The organism is Paraliobacillus zengyii (assembly GCF_003268595.1).
Classification (GTDB): domain Bacteria; phylum Bacillota; class Bacilli; order Bacillales; family Amphibacillaceae; genus Paraliobacillus_A; species Paraliobacillus_A zengyii.
On the sequence record NZ_CP029797.1, the window covers coordinates 3,532,877 to 3,554,915 of the forward strand.

16 protein-coding genes and 1 riboswitch are annotated in these 22,039 nt (G+C 36.0%); of the genes, 5 read left to right on the top strand and 11 right to left on the bottom strand.

Annotated features, from left to right (window positions below; translation table 11 throughout):
* Window positions 1-703: 703 nt before the first annotated feature.
* Entirely contained in the window at window positions 704-2,140 is a 1,437-nt protein-coding gene (locus tag DM447_RS17315; protein WP_112182428.1) for a 6-phospho-beta-glucosidase, read from the bottom strand.
* Window positions 2,141-2,263: 123 nt separating this feature from the next.
* Complete coding sequence (locus DM447_RS17320; protein WP_112182429.1) at window positions 2,264-4,210, bottom strand: beta-glucoside-specific PTS transporter subunit IIABC; 1,947 nt, start codon at window positions 4,208-4,210, stop codon at window positions 2,264-2,266.
* Window positions 4,211-4,492: 282 nt separating this feature from the next.
* Window positions 4,493-4,594: riboswitch (purine riboswitch) on the top strand.
* A gap of 102 nt (window positions 4,595-4,696) precedes the next feature.
* Between DM447_RS17320 and DM447_RS17325 the strand changes: the two genes are divergently transcribed.
* Window positions 4,697-5,272 (top strand): xanthine phosphoribosyltransferase, encoded by a 576-nt coding sequence (locus DM447_RS17325; RefSeq protein WP_112182430.1) that lies wholly within the window; start codon window positions 4,697-4,699, stop codon window positions 5,270-5,272.
* Between the two features lie 65 nt (window positions 5,273-5,337).
* On the opposite strand, the gene DM447_RS17330 is transcribed toward DM447_RS17325, so the two are convergent.
* The gene (locus tag DM447_RS17330; RefSeq protein WP_112182431.1) at window positions 5,338-9,789 is read right to left on the bottom strand and encodes an immune inhibitor A domain-containing protein; all 4,452 of its coding nucleotides are present in this window, start codon (window positions 9,787-9,789) and stop codon (window positions 5,338-5,340) included.
* A gap of 441 nt (window positions 9,790-10,230) precedes the next feature.
* Between DM447_RS17330 and DM447_RS17335 the strand changes: the two genes are divergently transcribed.
* A complete protein-coding gene (locus DM447_RS17335) occupies window positions 10,231-10,626 on the top strand; it encodes a BsuPI-related putative proteinase inhibitor (RefSeq protein ID WP_157967317.1) in 396 nt (131 codons plus the stop codon).
* Between the two features lie 174 nt (window positions 10,627-10,800).
* Here DM447_RS17335 and DM447_RS17340 read toward each other — a convergent pair whose 3' ends face one another.
* From DM447_RS17340 to serC, 7 genes are all read right to left on the bottom strand, one after another.
* A complete protein-coding gene (locus tag DM447_RS17340) occupies window positions 10,801-11,799 on the bottom strand; it encodes a DUF3231 family protein (RefSeq protein ID WP_162632680.1) in 999 nt (332 codons plus the stop codon).
* A gap of 152 nt (window positions 11,800-11,951) precedes the next feature.
* A complete protein-coding gene (locus tag DM447_RS17345; protein WP_112182434.1) occupies window positions 11,952-13,997 on the bottom strand; it encodes a bifunctional diguanylate cyclase/phosphodiesterase in 2,046 nt (681 codons plus the stop codon).
* Window positions 13,998-14,186: 189 nt separating this feature from the next.
* Entirely contained in the window at window positions 14,187-15,014 is an 828-nt protein-coding gene (locus DM447_RS17350; protein ID WP_112182435.1) for a transporter substrate-binding domain-containing protein, read from the bottom strand.
* Between the two features lie 168 nt (window positions 15,015-15,182).
* On the bottom strand, window positions 15,183-16,064 hold the full coding sequence (aguB, locus tag DM447_RS17355) for an N-carbamoylputrescine amidase (protein ID WP_112182436.1): 882 nt from the start codon (window positions 16,062-16,064) through the stop codon (window positions 15,183-15,185).
* Window positions 16,065-16,080: 16 nt separating this feature from the next.
* The gene (locus DM447_RS17360; RefSeq protein WP_112182437.1) at window positions 16,081-17,109 is read right to left on the bottom strand and encodes an agmatine deiminase family protein; all 1,029 of its coding nucleotides are present in this window, start codon (window positions 17,107-17,109) and stop codon (window positions 16,081-16,083) included.
* A gap of 148 nt (window positions 17,110-17,257) precedes the next feature.
* A complete protein-coding gene (locus tag DM447_RS17365; protein ID WP_112182438.1) occupies window positions 17,258-17,788 on the bottom strand; it encodes a methylated-DNA--[protein]-cysteine S-methyltransferase in 531 nt (176 codons plus the stop codon).
* 88 nt (window positions 17,789-17,876) lie between these two features.
* Window positions 17,877-18,965, bottom strand: coding sequence for a 3-phosphoserine/phosphohydroxythreonine transaminase (serC, locus tag DM447_RS17370; protein WP_112182439.1), 1,089 nt, complete (start codon window positions 18,963-18,965; stop codon window positions 17,877-17,879).
* Window positions 18,966-19,203: 238 nt separating this feature from the next.
* On the opposite strand from serC, the gene DM447_RS17375 reads away from it, so the two are divergent.
* Window positions 19,204-19,917, top strand: a complete 714-nt coding sequence (locus DM447_RS17375) for an HAD family hydrolase (RefSeq protein WP_112182440.1) — start codon at window positions 19,204-19,206, stop codon at window positions 19,915-19,917.
* 29 nt (window positions 19,918-19,946) lie between these two features.
* Here the strand turns inward: DM447_RS17375 and DM447_RS17380 are convergent, their stop codons facing one another.
* Window positions 19,947-20,444: a GNAT family N-acetyltransferase gene (locus DM447_RS17380; RefSeq protein ID WP_112182441.1), complete on the bottom strand. Its 498-nt coding sequence runs from the start codon at window positions 20,442-20,444 to the stop codon at window positions 19,947-19,949.
* A gap of 142 nt (window positions 20,445-20,586) precedes the next feature.
* Between DM447_RS17380 and DM447_RS17385 the strand changes: the two genes are divergently transcribed.
* Both DM447_RS17385 and DM447_RS17390 read left to right on the top strand, forming a co-directional pair.
* Entirely contained in the window at window positions 20,587-21,441 is an 855-nt protein-coding gene (locus DM447_RS17385) for an NAD-dependent epimerase/dehydratase family protein (protein WP_198663127.1), read from the top strand.
* Window positions 21,442-21,549: 108 nt separating this feature from the next.
* Window positions 21,550-22,035, top strand: a complete 486-nt coding sequence (locus tag DM447_RS17390) for a divergent PAP2 family protein (protein WP_112182791.1) — start codon at window positions 21,550-21,552, stop codon at window positions 22,033-22,035.
* The last annotated feature ends 4 nt before the right edge of the window (window positions 22,036-22,039 follow it).

A 22,039-nucleotide genomic window follows, 5' to 3' on the forward strand; every position in this document is an offset into this window, starting at 1 on the left:
ACCTTACCTCCTCTAATATATCAAATAAAATTGATGTATCCTCATTATATTACTTATTTTTAAAAACACAATACTTTAGATCAAAATAATTTGATGTATTGTGTTTATTTAAAACTTCGTAGTCAATAGAAACTGCGACGTATATCCTAACCCGTCGCGTCATCAAATGTTTTCGCTTTCCGGTGGGCACAACCATTTGCTTCCGTAGCTGGCGTCTAATTACAAACGATATCAGTATGGACAGATAAGATGAATTAATCTGGTTGAAAGTAACAATTAACATGCTGATTGTTACTTTCAAAATTTGATTAGAACCCATCACTTTACGTTCACATTTATACTCACTGTTAGTGATGAGCAGACGGGTACTAGCGTATCAAGTGAAATTGACGACACTCCTGCTGGAACAGCAAATGTTTTCGATGGGATGAGTAATCGCAATCCCACGGGCTGAAGATCCACTTTGGAAAGCGATTTTTGCTTTCCAAATTTAGCTGAAGCCATGCCTGCGAAAAGGGAGTCAATTTCACTTGAGGAGCGGGGCAGGAAATTCTATTAAGTCGCAGTTGATGAAAATTGTGACCTAATAGAATTTTTAATTCGTTGCGTAAGTAAAATATTTTTTTGATTATTAGACCTCAGTTTTTTTAGACTTTCTTTCGATAAAAAAGAAGAGCTCGTTTCGCTCTCCTTAAAATCACGCTTATAAATTCGATCCATTTGTTTTAATTACTTGCTTGTACCAATCAAAACTTTTCTTTTTCTTTCTATCCAAGGTACCATTTCCTTCGTTATCTCTATCAACATAAATATAACCATAACGTTTCTTCATCTCGCCAGTACTAGCACTTACAATATCAATTGGTCCCCAACTTGTATAACCAAGAATTTCAACACCATCTTTAATTGCCTCAGACATTTCAACAAAGTGTTGCTGTAAGTAATCAATACGATAGTCATCATTTATACTACCATCTTCTTCTGGCACATCCACTGCACCTAAACCGTTTTCCACAATGAATAATGGTTTTTGGTAACGATCATGTAACTGGTTTGCTGTAATACGTAAACCTTTAGGATCAATTGTCCATCCCCACTCAGATGTTTTTAAATATGGATTTGCTACAGATTCAAAAACATTCCCTGCCGTTTGATCTTTTAATACTTCTGGATCAACACTGGTACAGCGGCTAGCATAATAGCTAAATCCGATATAATCTACTGTATTATTACGTAAAATTTCTTCGTCACCATCCTCCATCTTAATATCAAGGTTCTGATCTTCAAAGAAACGCTTTGCATATCCTGGATACTCTCCTCTAGACTGTACATCAATAAAGAAGAATGACTCCCTATCCTTATCCATTGCTTTCCAAACATCGTCAGGATTTGATGAATAAGCATAAGTCATTCCAGCTGCAAGCATACAACCAATTTTGGCATCAGGGATTATCTCATGACATGCTTTAACCGCTAAAGCACTTGCCACTAATTGGTGATGCGCTGCTTGATAAAGCACTTGATTTTTATCTTCACCTTCTTTTATAACAATACCCGCTCCCATATAAGGAAGGTGTAGTAGCATATTGATTTCATTAAATGTCATCCAATATTTCACTTTATCTTGATAACGTTTGAAAATTGTTTTTGTATATTTTTCATAAAGTTCAATCATTTTTCTGCTTTTCCAACTACCATACTTCTCAACTAAATGTACAGGTACATCAAAATGGCACGTTGTGACAACTGGTTCAATATTATATTTCAACAATTCATCAAACACATCGTCATAAAATTTTAATCCTGCTTCATTTGGAACTTCTTCTTCTCCAGTTGGAAAGATTCTTGACCAAGCTATTGATAAACGTAAGCTTTTAAATCCCATCTCAGCAAATAATGCGATATCTTCTTTATATTTATGATAAAAATCAATTGCCTCATGAGATGGATAATAGACGCCTTCCTTTGGCTCGAAAGAATCTATATTGCCTAACATAATACGAAAACGTTCCTTTCCAGTTGGCAAAAGGTCCACTGTAGTTAACCCTTTTCCACCTTCTAAATATGCGCCTTCTACTTGGTTAGCGGCAATTGCACCACCCCATAAAAAATCTTTCGGAAAGTTTGTTTTATTTGTCATATTTCATTCCTCCTATTTACGTTTATCAACTTCTTATGTAGAAACAACATACAGCAAGGAGAGTATCAGTCAGTACTCACACCTTGCTGTCATATTGTTTATTACTTATTAAACTGCCTTATCTTAATTTCCAGAATTCTCATTTTTTAGCGTAATTAATGTTTCTGTTGGTTTAACTATATGTTGCTCTGTAAAGGAAATTACCGCATAGTTATCTGGATTGGTTACAATCACTGGTGTTGTTACAAGATAACCAGCTTTCTTAATTTCAACTAGATCAAATTCAACAAGTAATTTACCTTTTTCTACTATATCACCTTGTTTTACATAGCTTGTGAAATATTGACCACCCAGATTAACAGTATCCATACCAACATGAATCAGAATTTCTGCACCATCTTCTGTTGTAATTCCAAGTGCATGCTTGGTAGGGAATAATGCTGTAATTGTTCCTGTAACTGGTGAGAATAATTTACCCTCGATTGGTTCAATCGCAACCCCTTTACCCATTGCACCTGAAGCAAATGATTCATCTTTAATTTCTGATAATTGTCTTACTTCACCAGCAAGTGGGCTAGCGATAACTTCTCCATTAATTGCTTTTTCTTCTACAACCACTTTATCTGTTGCAGGTGTAGTTGTTTCTTCTTTAACCGTTTGTTCTGAAGTCTTTTCGTTTTTCACACCGAATAGATACGTTAAAACGATACCTAAAACAAGCGCACCTATCATTGCAATGATCATACCCCAGAATCCTGCATCCATTCCTTCAGGACTAATGTAAGATGGTATACCAAAGATTCCTAATCCACCAATCATATAACCTCTTGTACCTGCAATACCTAGCACAGCACCACCAAGACCAGCGACAATACAACTTATAATAAAAGGTCTTTTCAGTGGAAGTGTAACACCATAAATTGCTGGTTCCGTTACACCAAAGATACCTGAAATAGCTGCTGGAATACTTAATGTTTTAATTTTTTTGTTTTTCGTTTTCATTAGAACACCAATTACAGCACCAGTTTGTGCAAATGAAGCTGTAAACATCATTGCTAAGATTGGATCTGAACCTAATGTTGTTAAATTGTTAATAGCAATTGGTATAAGACCCCAGTGTAGACCAAAGATAACTAACACTTGCCAGAACGCTCCAATGAATGCTCCTGCAATAATAGGACTTAGATCATAAATACCATTTGTCGCCATACCGATAAGGTTAGCCGCCCAAGTTGCAATTGGTCCAATTACCATAAATGTTATTGGTACAACTATAATAAGCGTTAAGAATGGAACAACAAATACTTTTACTACATCAGGGATTAATTTCTTAAGGAATCCTTCTACTCTTGATGCAAAGAATGCTGCTAAAATAATTGGAATAACAGATGATGAATATGTCATAAGAATTACTGGAATACCTAAAAACTCAACAAAAATCGGAGCTTCAAATAACGCTGAACCTGCAAACAAAGTATATAATGGTTCACCTGCTGATAGAGCTGTAATATCAGGATAAACTAACGAACCACCTATTGCCATACCGATAAATGGTGATCCACCAAATTTTTTAATCGCGGTATATCCTAAGAATATTGGGAAGAAGTAAAATAATGAATCCCCTACAGCATTTAATATTTGATACGTACCTGAAGTATCTTCTAACCAACCTAAAGCTAAAAATAGTGCATTAAAACCTTTGATCATACCTGTTGCTGCTAACACACCAAGTACAGGAGTAAATATACTAGCAATAATATCTATTAATTTATTAAATATGCTTTGATTTGAATTATCTTCCTCTTCTTCAGTTGCAGCAGTTTGGAATCCACCAAGTTCAACAATTTCTTTAAATACATCTGGTACGTGATTACCAATAACAACTTGGTATTGACCACCACTCTTCATTACTGTAACGATACCATCCATATCTTTTAAGACTTCTGTGTTTGCTTTACTTTCATCTCTTAACTTAAAACGTAAACGTGTAATACAATGAACAACGCTGATAACGTTTTCTTTTCCGCCGACGTTTTGGATAATGTCTTTTGACAATTGTTCGTATTTCATAATAAACCCTTCCTTCTGTTATTATATTTTAAAAACAAAAAACCCGAACTGATTTGAGCACACACACGTAAATGTGGCGTTCAAACCAGTTCAGGTTATGCCCGAAAGCGGTAACATTCCTAACTGATAAATTTATTATAGCACCACAAGAAAACGTTTGCAATACTTTTTTAAAAAATATTTTACTAAAGATCTATTAAAGGGATTTTAGCTCATTTGATTTTAGCTCATTTTACTTATTAGGTTTTCAATTTGCATTCAATCCTATATAATTCAAAGTAACTAAATGATCTTCATTTAACTCGTATAAAAGCAGGAATATGGCCTGCACGTTTCTACCAGCTTACCGTAAATAGGCTGACTATGAGTAAGCATTTATAATTTTGAAAATTCTGTATCTATTCGATAGATAGAGTCTATATTATAAACCGCGGCTTACTCTTATGAGTATGTCGCTTTTTTATTTAATTGAAGGGGGAATATATAATGAAGTTATTAGAAGACAAAATTAAAGCTGAAGGGATTGTGTTAAGTGATCATGTACTTAAAGTCGATTCCTTTATTAATCATCAAATGGATCCAATCCTAATGAAGGAAATCGGAATCGAATTTGCTAAACTTTTTGGCGATAAACAAATTACAAAGATATTAACAATTGAATCCTCAGGTATTGCTCCTGCAATAATGGCTGGACTTGAACTTAATGTTCCTGTTATTTTTGCTAGAAAGAGAAAGTCACTGACGCTTATAGACAACTTATACACAGCAACTGTTTATTCCTTCACTAAAAAGGAATCGAATGACATTACCGTATCCAAACAGTATATTCAACCAGGAGATCATGTATTAATTATCGATGACTTTTTAGCAAATGGACAAGCAGCACTTGGACTAGCTGAAATTATTGAGCAGGCAAAAGCAACAGTAAGTGGAATTGGCATACTAATTGAAAAGTCTTTTCAACCAGGTGCAACTACATTACTTTCTAAAGGCTACCATGTCGAGTCTTTAGCAAGAATAGCATCATTAACTGATAGTAAAGTCACCTTTAAACAAGATTAGCACTATCTGTATTTATAAAAGAAACCACGCAGCTTGCTTGCCACGTGGTTTCTTTAAAATGTAAATCAGTTAACTTTTCTTCTTCTTTGAAAGATAAACAATAAACCACCGATAAGGAGAACAACTACTCCTATTCCAACCAAATTAAAAATATTTGTCGCCGTGCTAGGTAGATTACTACCACTTGTGGCTGTTTCTCCTTTTGTTGAGGCAGTTACAGCTTCACCTGCACCTGTTTTTCCTCCTTTATTCCCAGACGTTTCTGTACCTGTTTTCACTTCATCGTTATCTTCAGCCGTTTCCGAGTCAGTCTCTTCCTCTTTTGTTAGAGCATTAATCGTAACGATTCGCTTAGCAATCGTTTCATTTCCAGAGGCATCTTTAACTGTATAGATTAGAGTATAGGCACCGACCTTATCTACATCAAGATCGCCTGAAACACTTACCTTATCAGTTAAGTCGCCATCTGCACGATCACTCGCCACGTAACCTGGTTCCTTATAAGTAGTTCCTTTATCCATCTCAACTGGATTACTTCCTTTTAATTTAATAACTGGTGCTATTGTATCTACTACTTTGACGGTACGTATTGCCGTGGTTTCATTTCCAGATGAATCTGTTACAGTATAATTTACGGTATATTCTCCAACAGCAAAACCAACTTTACCAGAAACAATAACATTATCTGTAATGTTCCCTTCATAGTTATCTGTAGCTGTAAATCCTTGCTCCAAATAAGCTAAGCCAGCTTCTAAAATATAAGGATCAACGCCCGCCAATTCAATAGTAGGCGCATGTGTATCAATAATATGGACAGTCCTTGTAATCGTTGCTTCATTTCCAGATTCGTCTATCACCTTATACGTCAACGTATATTCGCCAAGTACGTCCGTATCTACTGAACCTGTAACTGTTACGATATCTGTTACATCTCCATCGTAATTATCCGTAGCGCTAATACCTGCATCTTCATATACCGCACCTACTTCCAATGTAACAGAAGCATCCCCTTTTAATTCAATTATCGGGGCTGTATGATCAACCACTAAAACAGTTCTCGTTACCGCAAATACATTATCATTTTCATCTGCGACTGTATAAACTAAGGTATATTCTCCAACTGTTTCCGTATCAATTTCTCCAGTTACAACAACTTGTTCCGTAATATCACCGTCCAAGTTATCTTCCGCAACATAGCCTAATTCTTGATAACTCGTTCCCACCTGTAGTTCAATAACAGTATCACCAGACAGTTCAATATAGGGAACCTCTTCATCAACAACATGGACTTTACGAACAGCAATTGTTTCATTCCCTGCCGTATCCGTTACGAGATATGTTAGGATATATTCTCCTAAAACTGTATTGTCAACCTCTCCAGTAATTTCAACACTATCCGTTATATCTCCATCACTTTCATCTATAGCCATGTATCCTGGCTCCGTATATGCAGCTCCAGCTTGTAATACTAATGGATTATCACCTTCTAAAGTGATTTCCGGTATTGTATTATCAAGTGTGAATTCTTGTGAATGCCAATCTAGTACATTTCCTACCGCATCCGTTGCCCTAACATGCAAATACCAGCTACCATTTTGATCTGATAGTTTGAGCGTATCACCGTTATCAAAGTGAGTCCAACCGTCAGTCGGCAAATCTTCAGATTCAGACCAGACGTATTGCAGAGAGTCAGATTCTGCTTCTTGAATATTGACCTTAACACTTGCTTCTTTACTACTATCTTGATTACCATCTTGATCTACTTCAATTGTTGGTTTTTCATTATCCACTGTAAAAGTTCCTTCATCCGTTACAGTATTCGTACCGTCATTAGCTGTCATTTTGAGTGTGTAGATACCAGATGATATTCCTTCTGGCAACTTCAAACTGACATCTAAAGAAGTTTCCTCATTTTCAGCAACAAAAGATTGATCATCTGTCGCCACAACTTCTCCATTTGGATCAATCACCTCAGTTTCAACCGTTACTTCCTCACTGAGATTAGGATCATATGCAGCCACTTTCAGCTCAAGTAAATGATGACTTTCTTTGCTAGAGTATACTTCACTCAATCCTTCAAATGATAAAGTAGGTTTTCTTGTCTCATAATTTAATAACAACTGTGCCACCGACAAGTCCTGTGCCTGATCAGTTATCGCTACCGTCAAACCATAAGGCAACACATTTCGTCCAGCATATATTTGACCTGGATTCGTATAATCAAACGCATCATTAAACACGGAGACTGCGGCTTGGGATTCCATCTCTAAACTTGTCCCATTAATATCAAGATAATCCAGAAACAGTTTATCTGTTTCATTTAGCGAAAATGCCGCATCTTGTATTTGGTATCGCGTAACAGCTGTCTCACCATTTGACCATACTGCTGTTTCCTGATGTGCATCTACAACACCTAAGAACCCATCACCAGGATGATCACCTACCCAATTATTATCATATTTATTATCGACATACCACACAACCATTCCTGGATCTAAAGTCATTACTGAATTACCACGCGTGATCCGCTCTAGAGCTGTATCCGCTGCTGCGTAATTCCTCCACTCAATCAGATAATAATGGTCTGACTTCTTATTACCGTCTGATTTAGTGAATCCTTCCATAGTAAAGATGGTATCCTCAGATTCCGCATCATCAGTTAGAAGCACTGTATCATTTGCGATAACTTCTAAATCATCCACATATAAACCCGGTAGTGAAGCAGCAACATCTGTCCAATAATTAATACGTAATTGAATTTCCTTTCCGACATAGCTATCTAGATTGAAAACAGCTTCAATCCAACCTTTTGAATCACCTGTAATCCCATGACCAGGGTTTTGTCCATAGGGGTCAGAATCCGTTGTAATGTTTCCTGGAATTGCAACCCAACCAGATCCGTCATTTACCTGAACAGATCCATAATCCCAATCTAGTTCAATATCATAGAAAGCATTAAATTTAAAAGAAGCGTTTGACACATCTTTCAGATTTATAGTTGTCACTAAACTATTGTTAAGATCATTTCCATTTCCACTAAAGTATTGATATTCACCACTTGTTGGTGTATTAATCGTTGTTAATTTATCTGGCAAGGTCACTTTCACGGCATCAGCGTTTGTCCCTTTTACACTTGCTTGATCTATGTTAAGCGAAATATCTCCAGCCTTTATATCGTCTAAGCTATATTCAGCGTCCTTAAACCAATTCGATTCCGGCATCCTATTTTGCAAAAACTCTTTATCATAAGGACTAAAGCCAGTTGGTTCTGTCCCATTAATTAAACCAGCCCAGCTACCTGCAGCCATAATAGTCCAATAGTCAGTAGGCGCACCAACACCACCCGCCGTACTATTTGTATCATAGGAATCAGGTAATCCCAAATCATGACCGAACTCATGTGCAAAAACACCTACCGCACCATCTTCAGGCTGTACTGTATAGTCGTAAGCAGCTATACCACCCCAATATGGAACATCGGTTTCGTCCTCTGTACCTGGGACAACTGTCGGGGCATCTAAATTCCAACTATGGGACCAAATTGCATCCCCATTTAAACTTCCTCCACCAGCTTCTTCACCAGTCCCTGCATGAACAATCATTAGGTGATCAATGATACCATCTGGCTCACGATAATCTCCGTCACCATCTAAATCGTATAAATCCTCTTTGTCAAAATCAGCTAGATTAATAGATGGATCAGCAGCAGCTTGCGCTAATGCCTCTTTTACTAATTCACGCGGCCTAATGTCATTACCATCTGGAGCAGGCTCATTTGCTCCATAATAAGCGGCCGGATGTTCTGCTGTATACCAACCTGCTACTTGGCCATCAATCGTATAGCTACCACCAGATTGTTGCTCATAAAAAGCCTTCATCGAGATAAAGTCTTCTCCATTTCCTCCCTTATACGTTTCATCTGCAAATACCATATTTTCATAGTGTTCCTTTGTGTAATTATCATATAGTAACACTGGATTATCCGCTTCTGTAATATTACTATTTTGATAATCAGCAAAATCAATTAATAAAACAAGAACTTCATCCGTTTGTACTGCCCCGTCCCAACTTTCTTCTACAATTGATTCAATGCCATTCGATTTTGCTTTAACACCGCTCTCTTCTGACTGTTTCGCAACACCAGCAGGTACTTGTTTTAGATCTGCCTGTTCTAATAACTCATTCCTGAGCTTTTTTTGGTCATGTCGGTCAACAGCTAATTCTTCTGCATTTTCAGACCGCTTTAGTAAATATTCATTCAATTGCTCTTCTTGTTTTTCCTTAGATAAACTACCATCAATAATCCCTTGTTCTATCAAAGCTAACAGGATTTTATCTTGATTAACTATACCTATATCAAAAGGGCCACTGGCATGCTGTTTCATAAATGGATAAATATATTCTTCTTCCGTAGTTTCTTTTGCTGCATTCACCTCAATTAGAGACATATTACTAACTAAACCACATATAATACTTAAAACTACCAAACTATATAAAGCTTTTTTTGCAATTAACAAAGTATGACCTCCCCATTTTTATGTAATAGGATTTCATTTCCCTCCTTCGACCTATTCTCTATACAACCCTATTTATTGGAAAAATTTAAATAATAGATTTATTTATAGCATAGAAATAGCGAACAATATATCCTTTCAAGTAAAGTTCATAAAAGTCTACAAAGGTTCTAATAATTCTCTTTTAGGCTTGGAAATACGACTTTTATTTTAGACAAGTTATCACAATAAATTATTCTTTTTTTACACTCTTTCTTTTGTTCTAGCTCTTTTCATAAACAATATTTCTTTTCGGCATTTGAACTTAATGACTTTATTTTAAATAAGAAGGGATTTGTAGATAGAATAGTGAATTTAAATATGTGAGAAAAGAGGGAATTAGATATGACTAAAATTTATGCAATATTAATCATTCTACTTATTTTGATAGGGGGGTATAAAAATATGGACATCAAGTTGTCTACAACACCTTCAAAAGACATCCAAATAGAAGAAACAAATGTAATAGATAATATGGTTCCAATAATTTTATATGATGAGCCTAATAAGACAGTTACCTTTACCATTACAAATGAGTCCACTAATATGTTTACATTTCATTTTGCATCAACCCGACATTTTAGTTATCAAATCAAAAATAAAGATGGACAAGTAGTACAAGAATCACCGAAAGATAACCAATCGCCAAAATTACCAAGCACCTTTCCGGTCAAACCAGGGGGCCATATTAGTTATGAGGTAAGTATAGATATGTTACCAAAGGGGGATTACACCATTCAATTTGTTTTATTAGCTAAAGAAATTCAACCTAAATTAATGCTAGAATTTCACGTAAATTGAAACGCGCTCTTTATTAGATATCTTTGTGTAGCTTTTGTAAAATCTATTTTTATTAACAATACCATCGTCGTTTAGTTTTATCGGCAATGAATAATAATTTTCTAATCTTTAAAAAGAAGATTAGAAGAAGCCTCATAGTTTGTAGAGCTTTATAGATAACATGTTATGTACTCTTTAATTAAGCAAGTCTTTTCTGTTCACTGAATGTGGTGGGTATTCTAACCAACCATTATTTATCATTAATTCAGCACCGTCTTCACCGTACAAGCCTATCTTTGTCATTTGTTTAACGTATTTAGCAGCTAAATCTCTTCTAAAACTTAATGCAACAGAACCACCAATATTCGCCAATGAAATGGAAGTTAAAGCATTACATTGGAATAGCATTAGCTTGTCCGAAAAAGGAGGTATTGTTGAATCGCTTACTTCTGCATCCCATGTCATAGGCGACGGTAAATTACTCTCATCCATTAGAACCTTTAGTACCTCTAAAATTCCTCTAGACAATTCCATCCCCTTAATGAAGTGTTTTTTTACTTGTTCATTTTTTGCTACTTGTGCAAAACCCATCAAAAGAGAGGAACCGTAAATATTATTTGTATAATTCATATAAATATGAGATATCTCTTCAGCAGTTAATGGTCTTCTTTCACCGAGCCAACCTTGTAAAAACTTTTCGCTTTTCACAAACGTTACTTCTTTCGGAACCGGCAAATGAGGTGGTCTAATAAATAAGCCTTTAGACAGAAGAACTTGCTTTGTAACATCTTCCACATGAATTGAATCATTAATATATCTAATGTAAATATTTCTCATATCCTCTCTAGCTGAAAAGGTTAACGCCGCGCCATTGCTAGCAATCCCAGCTTTACCTAAATTGCGTAAAAAATAAAGAGCGTATGTATCTGAATATAACCGAGGTGCATTCAAGTCCACACCTGCTTTTGTAAAACCAATTGGCACAGGATAATTCTCCTCATTAAAAATATTGATTACTTCTAAGATGTGTTCTTCACTATAATTTAATGCTATTTTAAGAACTGATTTAACTTCTTTATCCTCAACTTTTTCGAGAAAGTACTTTAATAACGGGATTGCACCACTTTCAGTCATGTAACTTGCCCAAAGTGCACCTATTTCTGATGATGTTAAATTTATTTTAGGTTGCTTCATTAAATAACTAACCTCCATGTATTCATTTTAGGTTAGTTTATCTATTTAGTTACAATTAATACAATTTTAGTGATACATTTCTAATAAAATGGGATTTCGAATTATAGCTCAATAATCGTCCATGTTAAACACAGCAAAAAAATCACACCTTTTTAAATCAAGGTGTGATTCTTAACTATCCAAGTCTCTATTTCTTTTACTGTCATTGGTTTGGCAAAGTAATAACCTTGCAATAGTAAATCTGATCTATGCTTGGTTAAAAATAGAAATTGTTCTTTTGTTTCAATTCCTTCAATAACTACGGTTAAATTAAGCGACTGCCCAAGGTCGATAATTGCTTTTACTATTGCTGCGTCTTTTTCTGATTCTGGAACATGCTCAATAAATGTTTTATCTATTTTCAATGTAGAAATAGGCATTTGTTTTAAATAAGATAAAGATGATACCCCTGTTCCAAAATCATCTAGTGCGACTTTAAAACCGAGCGAACGGAAAGTTTCTATAGAATACATTGCCGTATCAATAGATTCAACAAAACTCGTTTCGGTAATTTCTAGTTCTATCTTTTGTGCATCTAGTTGAGTTTCCTTTATTACATGCTGCAATACCCCAACTAATCGGGATGAACTAACATATTCACCAGGAATATTAATCGCAATATTCCATTCTATATGACCTTCTTCTTGCCAGTCTACCAACTGCCTACATGCCTTTTTTATAATCCAGTCCGTTAAGTCTCTCATCCGCTTATATCGCTCTAATATTGGAATAAAGACGGCGGGTGATAACAGCCCATATTCTGGGTGTTGCCAACGAATTAACGCTTCAAATCCCAACGTGGACATTGTATCAGCCCACACTTTAGGTTGGTAAACGAGAAAGAGTTGATTCTCCACCATCGCTCTATCTATTCCCTCCATTATTTTATGATCGAAAGAATAGGTGTGAACAGCTGAATCATAAAGAACCACCTCTTGTTGAAAACCAGTGGTTGGGTGTTCCAATACAGATAATGCATGATTGTATAAATCTCTGATATCATCTTTATGCGTAATCGTTGAAATTGCACATGCACCTTCAATCATAATATGATTATCTGAAATCAATACAGGATTATCCCAACCCTGAGACACTTCTTTCATTGCCAGTTTCAAACGTTCTAAATGATCTGAACGATTCAGTAAGAAAGCAAATTGATTATCTCTTAAACGATATAGTGTTAGTTGCGGAATATGGACTTTTTTTAATGTATCCACCACATAATCAATTAATTCATCACTAGATTGATAACCGTACACCATATTCATTTTTTCAAAATTATTAATTTGCCAAACCGCTAAAGACTTACTTGAACTCGTTTGTCTAATTGCCTTCTCATACAGACGAGCATTAGGAAGCTTTGTACGTGTATCGAAGAAACTTACACGATAATCAATATAACGATCAAGAAATACGGATAGCATTAACAAAACCAATAAGCTTACAACACCAATAGATATACCTGTGATTAAAAGCGGCGTATTCATTTGATGGGTAGTACCATCCGTAACTAAGTAATTTCGGTTCAGATAAAAAGTTGTTCCAAACATTGCGGTATAATGCATACTCGTAACAGCAAGTCCTAAAAAAATAGACGTTACCGCTTTTATGAATGATCCTCGCGTTTTCCTTTTTCGAGAAGTCGAAAAAATATATAATGCACCAAAAGAAGCAATTACTGCAATAGCAATGGAAAAGAATACAAAAAGCGGATTATATGAAAAGTTAGCATCCATAACCATGGACTCCATTCCAATATAATGCATTCCAGTAATCCCAAGACCCATTATAAATCCTGACAATATATAGAGAGACAAGGACTTATCTAGTTGATTCACTAAATAGAAGGCTATGAAGGATGCACCAAATGCTGGAATCATCGACAACAATGTTAAACTATGATCATAGCTCATTGAAACTGGCAACATATATGCGCCCATACCAACAAAATGCATCGACCATATCCCAAAACCCATCGCAGCTGAGGCTAATAATAGCCAAATTCTACGATCAAAAAAACTATTTTTTTGTATGCGATCATTCATTGAAATTGCTACATAAGAAGCGAAACAAACCATAAGAACAGATAAAAATACAATAGGCCAATCATATTCACCATTTAAAACAATAAAGTAGTTAAGATCTGGTTGTGTGTACAAAAGTTACCCTCCACTTGTACTAAGGTTTCGAAAGAATATTATTTATAAGATATCTTCTATCTTATATCGGGCATAATAAACTAATTATTAGTGAATAATAAATTTCTCTAATACATATTAGGTAAACACAATAAAATCCCCGAGGTTCATACTTTCAAACTTTAAGGGATTCATGATTATGCACTATTTTTATTCTATTCCATCTATTTCTTCAATATCTTCAGTTATTTCTTGCGATACATCCTGACCACCAAAGAATTCCGCGGATATTTCAGTCAGTGTTCCATCCTCTTTCATTTCACCAATGGTTTGTTCGATTCTCTCCGCTAGTTCGTCACTACCTAAGTCAGCCACAACACTAACTGTTTGAGGATGGAACCTTAAGTCGGAATGCAATTCTATTTCCATCTCAGGAAAAGCCTCAAGAGCAAGGGATTGTAAATAGTAATCGTTAATCACAACATCAGTTCGGCCATTTTCCACATCACGTAAATAGACATCATTGGTTGCATTACCGTACGTTACTACCTCAGCCCCATACTTCTCTGCTATATCGCTATATACAGTTGTCGCAGCTCCACCAGCCTTTTTCCCTTCAAGGTCTTCCAACTTCTCTATTCCTGAATGATCTTCTGAACGAACAATCATAGTTGAATAAGAATATTTAATAGGTTGACTAAAAATAAAATTGTCTTTGCTCTCTTCTCTAGGACCAGCTGTAATTATATCAACACGTCCAGATTGCAATGCAGCCAGCATAGCATCATAAGCCATAACTTCAAATTTAACTTCCAAGTCTAAGCGTGAAGCTACCTCTCGGATTACCTCAACGTCATACCCAGTTAACTCATCAGAACCTTCAGGATAATAAGAAGCTGGATATAGCGTACCTGCTGTCGCAAAAACAATTTCACCTGATTTTTCTATTTCATCCCAATTAGTTACTTCTTCACTGCTACTGCTATCACATGCAGCTAAAACAACTAGCAAAACAAAAACACTTACTAATTTCTTCAAAAAAATCCCCCCTGTTATACTTTAATTACACTATATAATATAACAGTTTTATATCGTCAAAACAACGTTCTATTATACTGTATTACTGCATAATTAAAAAAACAAAAAACAAAAAAAAAAAAAAAAAAGATGACCCTCACACTAAAATAGGAGGATCATCTTTCTACATTATTTGGCTGGTTGTTGCCCATCATTTGTCGTAATAACGTGATAAAGCTCTGGACGGCGGTCACGGAAAATACCCCATTCAATTCGTTGTGCATCTAACGCATCTAAATCAAATGTAGCAAGTAAGATTTCTTGCTCAGTTCTTCCAGCTTCTGCAATTCTATTCCCTTCTGGACCTGCAATAAATGAAGAGCCATAAAAAGTAATTTCTGATTCTTCATCTTTTTCAACACCAATTCGATTGGATGCAATTACAGGCATTAAGTTCGCAGCTGCATGACCAAGCATACATGCTTGCCAATGATTTTTTGAATCAATCGATGCGTCTTCTGGTTCTGAACCGATTGCTGTTGGATAAAGCAACACCTCAGCACCCTGTAACGCCATCACCCTTGCTGCTTCTGGATACCATTGATCCCAACAGATTCCTACACCGATTTTTCCAAAGCGCGTTTCCCAAACTTTAAAGCCAGTATCACCTGGGTTAAAGTAAAACTTTTCTTCATACCCAGGACCATCTGGAATGTGACTCTTTCGATACGTTCCTAATATTTCACCAGTTGCATCAATCATCGCAAGCGCATTGTATCTAGCATAGTTCTTTTTTTCATAAAAACTGATTGGAAGAACAATCTTTAGCTCTTTAGCAATCTGTTGAAAGTGTTGAATTGCCTTGTTTTCACTTAATTCAGTCGCATAGCTATAATAAGCAGGTTTTTCCTTTTGACAGAAGTATGGTGTTTCAAATAGTTCTTGTAATAAGATGACTTGTGCACCTTGTGCTGCAGCGTCTCTAACTAGTGCTTCTGCCTTCGTAATATTATCTTCTATCTGATTGGAACAACTCATCTGGGTCGCAGCAAATGTTATATTTCGGACCATTACTATCTCTCCTTCTTTACCTGTTAACGGGCATTTGTTGTGTCATACAATGGATATTACCACCTTCGCGAATAATTGCCATTCCATCAATTGGGTGTATAACACGTTCAGGAAATAACTGCTTGAATTGTTCGATCGCAGCTTTATCTGTTTCTATTGCATCCTCACCAAAAACCGGTAGTATAATACCTCCATTAACAAAATAGAAATTAAGGTAACTCAATGTTAACCGGTCGTCACCATCTGTTCGAAGTGGCGGCTGTTTGACCGGTACGATTTCTAACTTTCTTCCCTTTGCATCTACTTCCGCTTCTAATATCGCAAGATTCTCTTGAGTAGTCTTATAGTTCGCATCAGTTGGGTCATCACACACCTGGATCATTATTTTCCCAGGTGCAATGAAACAAGCAATATTGTCGACATGACCATCTGTTTCGTCACCAGCAAGACCATTCTTCAACCAGATAACTTTCGAAACATCTAGGTGTTTTTTTAGATAACCTTCAATTTCTGTCTTTGTATAGGATGGATTTCGATTTGGATGGAGTAAGCATTCTTCAGTCGTAATTAATGTTCCTTCTCCATCAACATGAAACGAACCACCTTCCATTACGATTGGTGCATCTATTTGTTTCACTTGATAATTCGCTAATACTTTTGATGCAACAAGATCATCTAAATCCCAAGGCGTGTATTTTTCTCCCCACGCATTAAATATCCAGTTGACACCTGCAACCTCACCTGCCTCTGATACAACAAATGTTGGTCCGTTATCACGTAACCACGCATCATCATGTTCAATTACAAGTAGTTCAATAGCCGCGTTATTAAAAAGTGATTGTACCTTCTCTATTTCTGCCTGATTGACCAAAACAGTAACAGGCTCATAGACTGCTATCGCTTCTACAATAGCACGATAACCATCGGAAACAGTCGCGTAATCTTCAGGGTAACACATCGATTCTTTTACAGGCCATGAGATAAATGTACGTTGATGTTCTTCCCATTCTGCCGGCATTTTATAGGATATATTTATTGGATTCATATGCTCTCTCTTTTCCCTTGTAATATAACGTAAAAACAAATTATAACAGCATTATTAGCAAAAAACACTTATTTTTTATACGTGATCATCACTATTATCTCACAACAAAAAAGAACCATTCCACGATGAATAAGAATTGTCCTTTTGTCTAAGATAAACCTTCTGTTAATGTATGTTGTTCAAGTTTCAAGAGATGCTTTTTCATTTCTATACCACCACGATAACCTGTTAATGTCCCGTCTTTACCAATTACGCGATGGCAAGGAACCGAAATAAGCACTGGATTTGCACCAATCGCTGTTCCAACTGCACGAACAGCAGTCGGTTTTCCAATTAATTCAGCTATTTGTGCGTAATTATACGTTTTTCCATATGGTACGTGGTGAAGTGCTTGCCACACTTTCTGTTGGAAGGGCGTTCCCTGTAAATCAGTAGCAAAGCTTAAGTTTGTTAATTCACCTTGGAAGTAGGCGATTAAATCATTTTTATATGGTTCTAGCTGATCAGTATCTTCTATTAAGTTAACAGAAATAAACTTCTTAGTGATCCAACTTTGAAGCTCTTCCCGCTTACTATTTGGTGAACTAACATAACATAAACCTTTTGTAGTCGCAGCTAAATAAAAATGCCACTCTCCAACAGTAAAATCTGACCAATAGATACACGTATTTTCATTCATCACTAACCCTCCGATCTGACACCTTGCATAGATTCAACTTATATAAAAAGGTGGCAATGATAGAATCATTACCACTCCTGCTACCTATTTATTTATAATTCTCTTCAAATTCTTTCATAAAACCAACTAACTTTTCTACACCTTCTAGTGGCATTGCATTATAAATACTAGCTCGCATGCCGCCAACAGAACGATGACCTTTTAGTGTTTCCAAACCTAATCCTTGTGCTTCTTTAATAAAGGCACTTTCTAAATCTGCATCTCCATTAACCGTAACAAATGGGATGTTCATAATCGAACGACTATCTGCCCTAACTGGTGACGCAAACATCGATGAATCCTGTATAGCCTCATACAAAATTTGTGCCTTCTTACGATTAATCCGTTCCATCTCTTGAATACCACCTAGTTCATTCAACCACTCAAAAACTAACTTAGCAATATAAATGGCATAAGTCGGTGGCGTATTATAAAGTGATCCACTTTCACTATGTGTTTTATAATCCATCATTGTAGGACAATTATCCGATGCATGACCAATTAGATCCTCACGAATAATCACAAGTGTTAACCCTGCTGGTGCGATATTTTTCTGTGCGCCAGCGTAAATTAAACCGAATTTAGATACATCAATTTCTTCTGATAATATGTTAGAAGACATGTCTGCGATTAATGGAACATCACCTGTATCTGGGAACTCTGTATAAGCTGTTCCTTCTATTGTATTGTTGGTAGTAATATGAACATAGTCAGCTTCTGGATCAATCATGCTTCGATCTATCTTTGGTATGTAAGTGAAGTTCTCCTCCTCAGAAGAAGCTATGACGCGAATATCACCGAATTTCTTTGCTTCACTTATTGCTTTTTTAGACCATGATCCTGTGTTTATATAATCAGCTCTACCGTTTTTAACAAGTAAATTCATCGGTATCATCGCAAATTGTTGCGATGCACCACCTTGTAGAAATAGTACCTTATAATTATCAGGAATGGTCATCAATTGTCGCAAATGCTTTTCTGCCCCTGTAATAATATCCGTAAACAAAGCCGAACGGTGGCTTAACTCCATTACAGACATGCCAGAACTACGATAGCTCAATAATTCTGATTGCGCCTTCTCTAAAACTGGTAAAGGAAGCATTGACGGTCCAGCTGAAAAATTATACACTCTATTCATATCACCACACCCATCTATTTTTATCTATAAAATCCCAAACAATTTATCTAGTAGACTTATTCTATAAAAAGCAATTTAATCTTTGTGATCATTTTAACAGCATTCGTATTTACTTTCAACTTACAATATTCAAAAAATTAAGGTAATTATTTATCAATCCAAAAAACCCTTCATCCTTATCAATCTAGCATGTTATGATTAACAGTGGACTTGGATAGAATGACGGGAGGCAACAATCTTGGATACAATCATTTTTGATCTGGATGACACACTTTATGATCAAACATTACCTTTTAAAAAGGCAGTAGTTAAACAGTTTAAACAGACGTTTACGGATGAAGAGCATACTAAGCTTTACATAGCTAGTAGAAAATATAGTGATGCATTATTTCATAAAAGTATAACTGGCGAAGTAACTACCGTTGAATTACAAACATATCGAATCACTGAAGCTTGTAAGGAATTCGGCATTACGATTAGCTATCAAGAAGCAATTGAATTTCAAGCTACATATTTAGCGGAGCAAAAGAAAATCACTCTTTTTAAGGAAGTGGAAGAATTATTAGAGGCACTTTTTAAAGAGAAAAAGCAATTAGCTGTCCTTACCAATGGAGAGAAAGCACATCAAACAATGAAAATTAAACAACTCGGTTTATCAAAGTGGATTCCAGAAGATCATCTTTTTATTTCTGGGGAAATTGGACATGCAAAACCGGAATCAGAAGTATTTAACTATATTGAAGAAAAGCTACAATTAGACAAGGCAAAAACAATCTATATTGGGGATTCATTTGAAAATGATGTTGTAGGAGCAAAACAAGCTGGATGGCAATCGATTTGGTTAAATCACCGGCATAGGATGCCGACAACACTAGCGCAACCAGATAAAGTTATTTATCATGCGAAAGACCTTATAGAAGTATTTCGAAATGACTATTCACTAATAGATTAGTTTAATGATTAGAGATACATCTTGCATCTCTAATCATTCCCTATGACTTTACTCCTTCGTTCAAGTATTACTACATCTCGCCACTTACCATCCATTTTACTTATCCGTTCTTTTGTGCCAACTATTCTAAAGCCTGCTTTCTGATGAAGTTTTAAACTGGCACTATTCTCAGTAAAAACACCTGCTTCAAGTGTCCAAAATCCCGTCTTTTCACTTTCTTCGATAAGCGCATCCATCAACTTACTTCCAATCTTCTTACCCGTATAACCATTTTTTATATAAATACTTACTTCAGCAACACCTTGATACACGCAACGACTTGAAACTGGACTAAGTGCAACCCAACCAACTGCTTCATTATTAACTAGCGCTACTAAGCGACAAGTAGCAAGATGTCCCTTGTCCCATGCTTCCCAAGTTGGTGCTTTTGTTTCAAAAGTTGCATTACCTGTAGCAATTCCATCTTCATAGATTTGTTTTACTCGTTCCCAGTGCTCTTGTTGCATTTTACTAATCACTATTTCCATTTACACACCCTCTTCTCTTTTATTATCTTACTAAGATTATACACGTTTATTACTTACTTTCAGGCCATATCCTTTTAAATAATGTAAGCAAACGCGTATAATGATAAATGAAAGCGCAATCAAATTAGAAGAGGTGAATTTATTGAAAAAAGTAGTTATTACTGGTGGTAGTGGTTTACTAGGTCCTTCTGTTATCGAAGAGTTTATTAATAGTGGGTATAAGGTATTAAATGTTGATCATAAACTACCTGATAATCCAATTTGCGAAACAATTATTGCAGATTTAACAAATTTAGGTGAGGCATATGACGTATTGGTCGGTGCTGATGCAGTTGTACATTTAGCAGCTATTCCGAGAGCATACATGGCCCCAACTGATGTTACATTTCAGAATAATACAATGGCAACATTTAATATTTTAGAAGCAGCAGGGAACTTAGGTATTAAAAAGGCTGTTATTACATCAAGCGAATCTATTTATGGCATCGTTTTTTCAAAAAGCGGGTTAACACCACAATATGTTCCTATAGATGAAGAACATCCGACATTACCAGAAGATAGCTATGGTCTATCTAAAATAGTTAACGAAAAAACCGCTAAAATGATCCATAACCGAACAGGAATGCAGGTTGTCTCATTACGGATTGGAAACGTTATCGCAGCACCACATATGTATAAAAATTTCCCGGGGTTTATAGATAATCCTAAAGAACGTATAGCAATTCTATGGAGCTACATTGATGCCCGTGATGCAGCAATCGCTTATCGATTAGCAGTAGAAAAGAACGAACTTGGAACGGCAGTTTTAAATATCGCGGCAGATAACAGTAGTATGAATATAAAAAGTACTGATTTAATGAAGGAAGCTTTCCCTGGTGTAACCGATTTCCGTGAACCACTAACAGGTTATGAAACATTGTTAAGTAACAAAAAGGCAAAAGAAATCCTCGATTGGAAGCCTATTTATAATTGGCGCGATGAAGTGAAGAAATTATAAGGAATGTGACTGGTGATAATTTAGTTGCAATGAAAGAATATAAAAGATGATTTTTTTCGTATAAAATAAGTCCTTGTTTCTCATCTTATACCTAGAGGTGACGAAATGTTGAATCGATCAATAACAACAGCTTTATCTGGAATAGGTATCGCGCAATTTTTAAAAGTACCGTTAAATTATTTAGAAAACGGCAACTGGGACTGGACAAAGCTTTTTGGTACAGGGGATATGCCAAGTTCGCATTCCTCCGCCGTTACATCCCTCACTACATATGTAGCCTTGAAAAAGGGGGTGCCATCAATAGATTTTGGTGTTAGTACTGTCTTTGGTTTGATTGTCATGTACGATGCAATGGGGATTCGCTGGCAAACAGGAGAAATTGCAATTGCGGTAAATGACTTGAATGAACAATTGGATGATCTTTCATACGAACATTCTGGTGTTCGCCATGATAAAAGGGAGAAAGAATTAAAAGAAATGCTTGGACATTTACCAATTGAAGTAGCCGGAGGTGCTGTACTAGGAGTTGCCATCGGGGTATTAAGCTATTTAACCGAAACGAAAAAACAAGAAAAGCGTCAGACCTCTGAATAGGTTG

Coding starts and splice junctions, on each gene's coding strand:
- DM447_RS17335 (WP_157967317.1), top strand. CDS start 10,231: ATGGACATCAAGTTGTCTACAACACCTTCAAAAGACATCCAAATAGAA.
- DM447_RS17365 (WP_112182438.1), bottom strand. CDS start 17,788: ATGAATGAAAATACGTGTATCTATTGGTCAGATTTTACTGTTGGAGAG.
- aguB (WP_112182436.1), bottom strand. CDS start 16,064: ATGGTCCGAAATATAACATTTGCTGCGACCCAGATGAGTTGTTCCAAT.
- DM447_RS17380 (WP_112182441.1), bottom strand. CDS start 20,444: ATGGAAATAGTGATTAGTAAAATGCAACAAGAGCACTGGGAACGAGTA.
- DM447_RS17340 (WP_162632680.1), bottom strand. CDS start 11,799: ATGAAGCAACCTAAAATAAATTTAACATCATCAGAAATAGGTGCACTT.
- DM447_RS17325 (WP_112182430.1), top strand. CDS start 4,697: ATGAAGTTATTAGAAGACAAAATTAAAGCTGAAGGGATTGTGTTAAGT.
- DM447_RS17315 (WP_112182428.1), bottom strand. CDS start 2,140: ATGACAAATAAAACAAACTTTCCGAAAGATTTTTTATGGGGTGGTGCA.
- serC (WP_112182439.1), bottom strand. CDS start 18,965: ATGAATAGAGTGTATAATTTTTCAGCTGGACCGTCAATGCTTCCTTTA.
- DM447_RS17360 (WP_112182437.1), bottom strand. CDS start 17,109: ATGAATCCAATAAATATATCCTATAAAATGCCGGCAGAATGGGAAGAA.
- DM447_RS17320 (WP_112182429.1), bottom strand. CDS start 4,210: ATGAAATACGAACAATTGTCAAAAGACATTATCCAAAACGTCGGCGGA.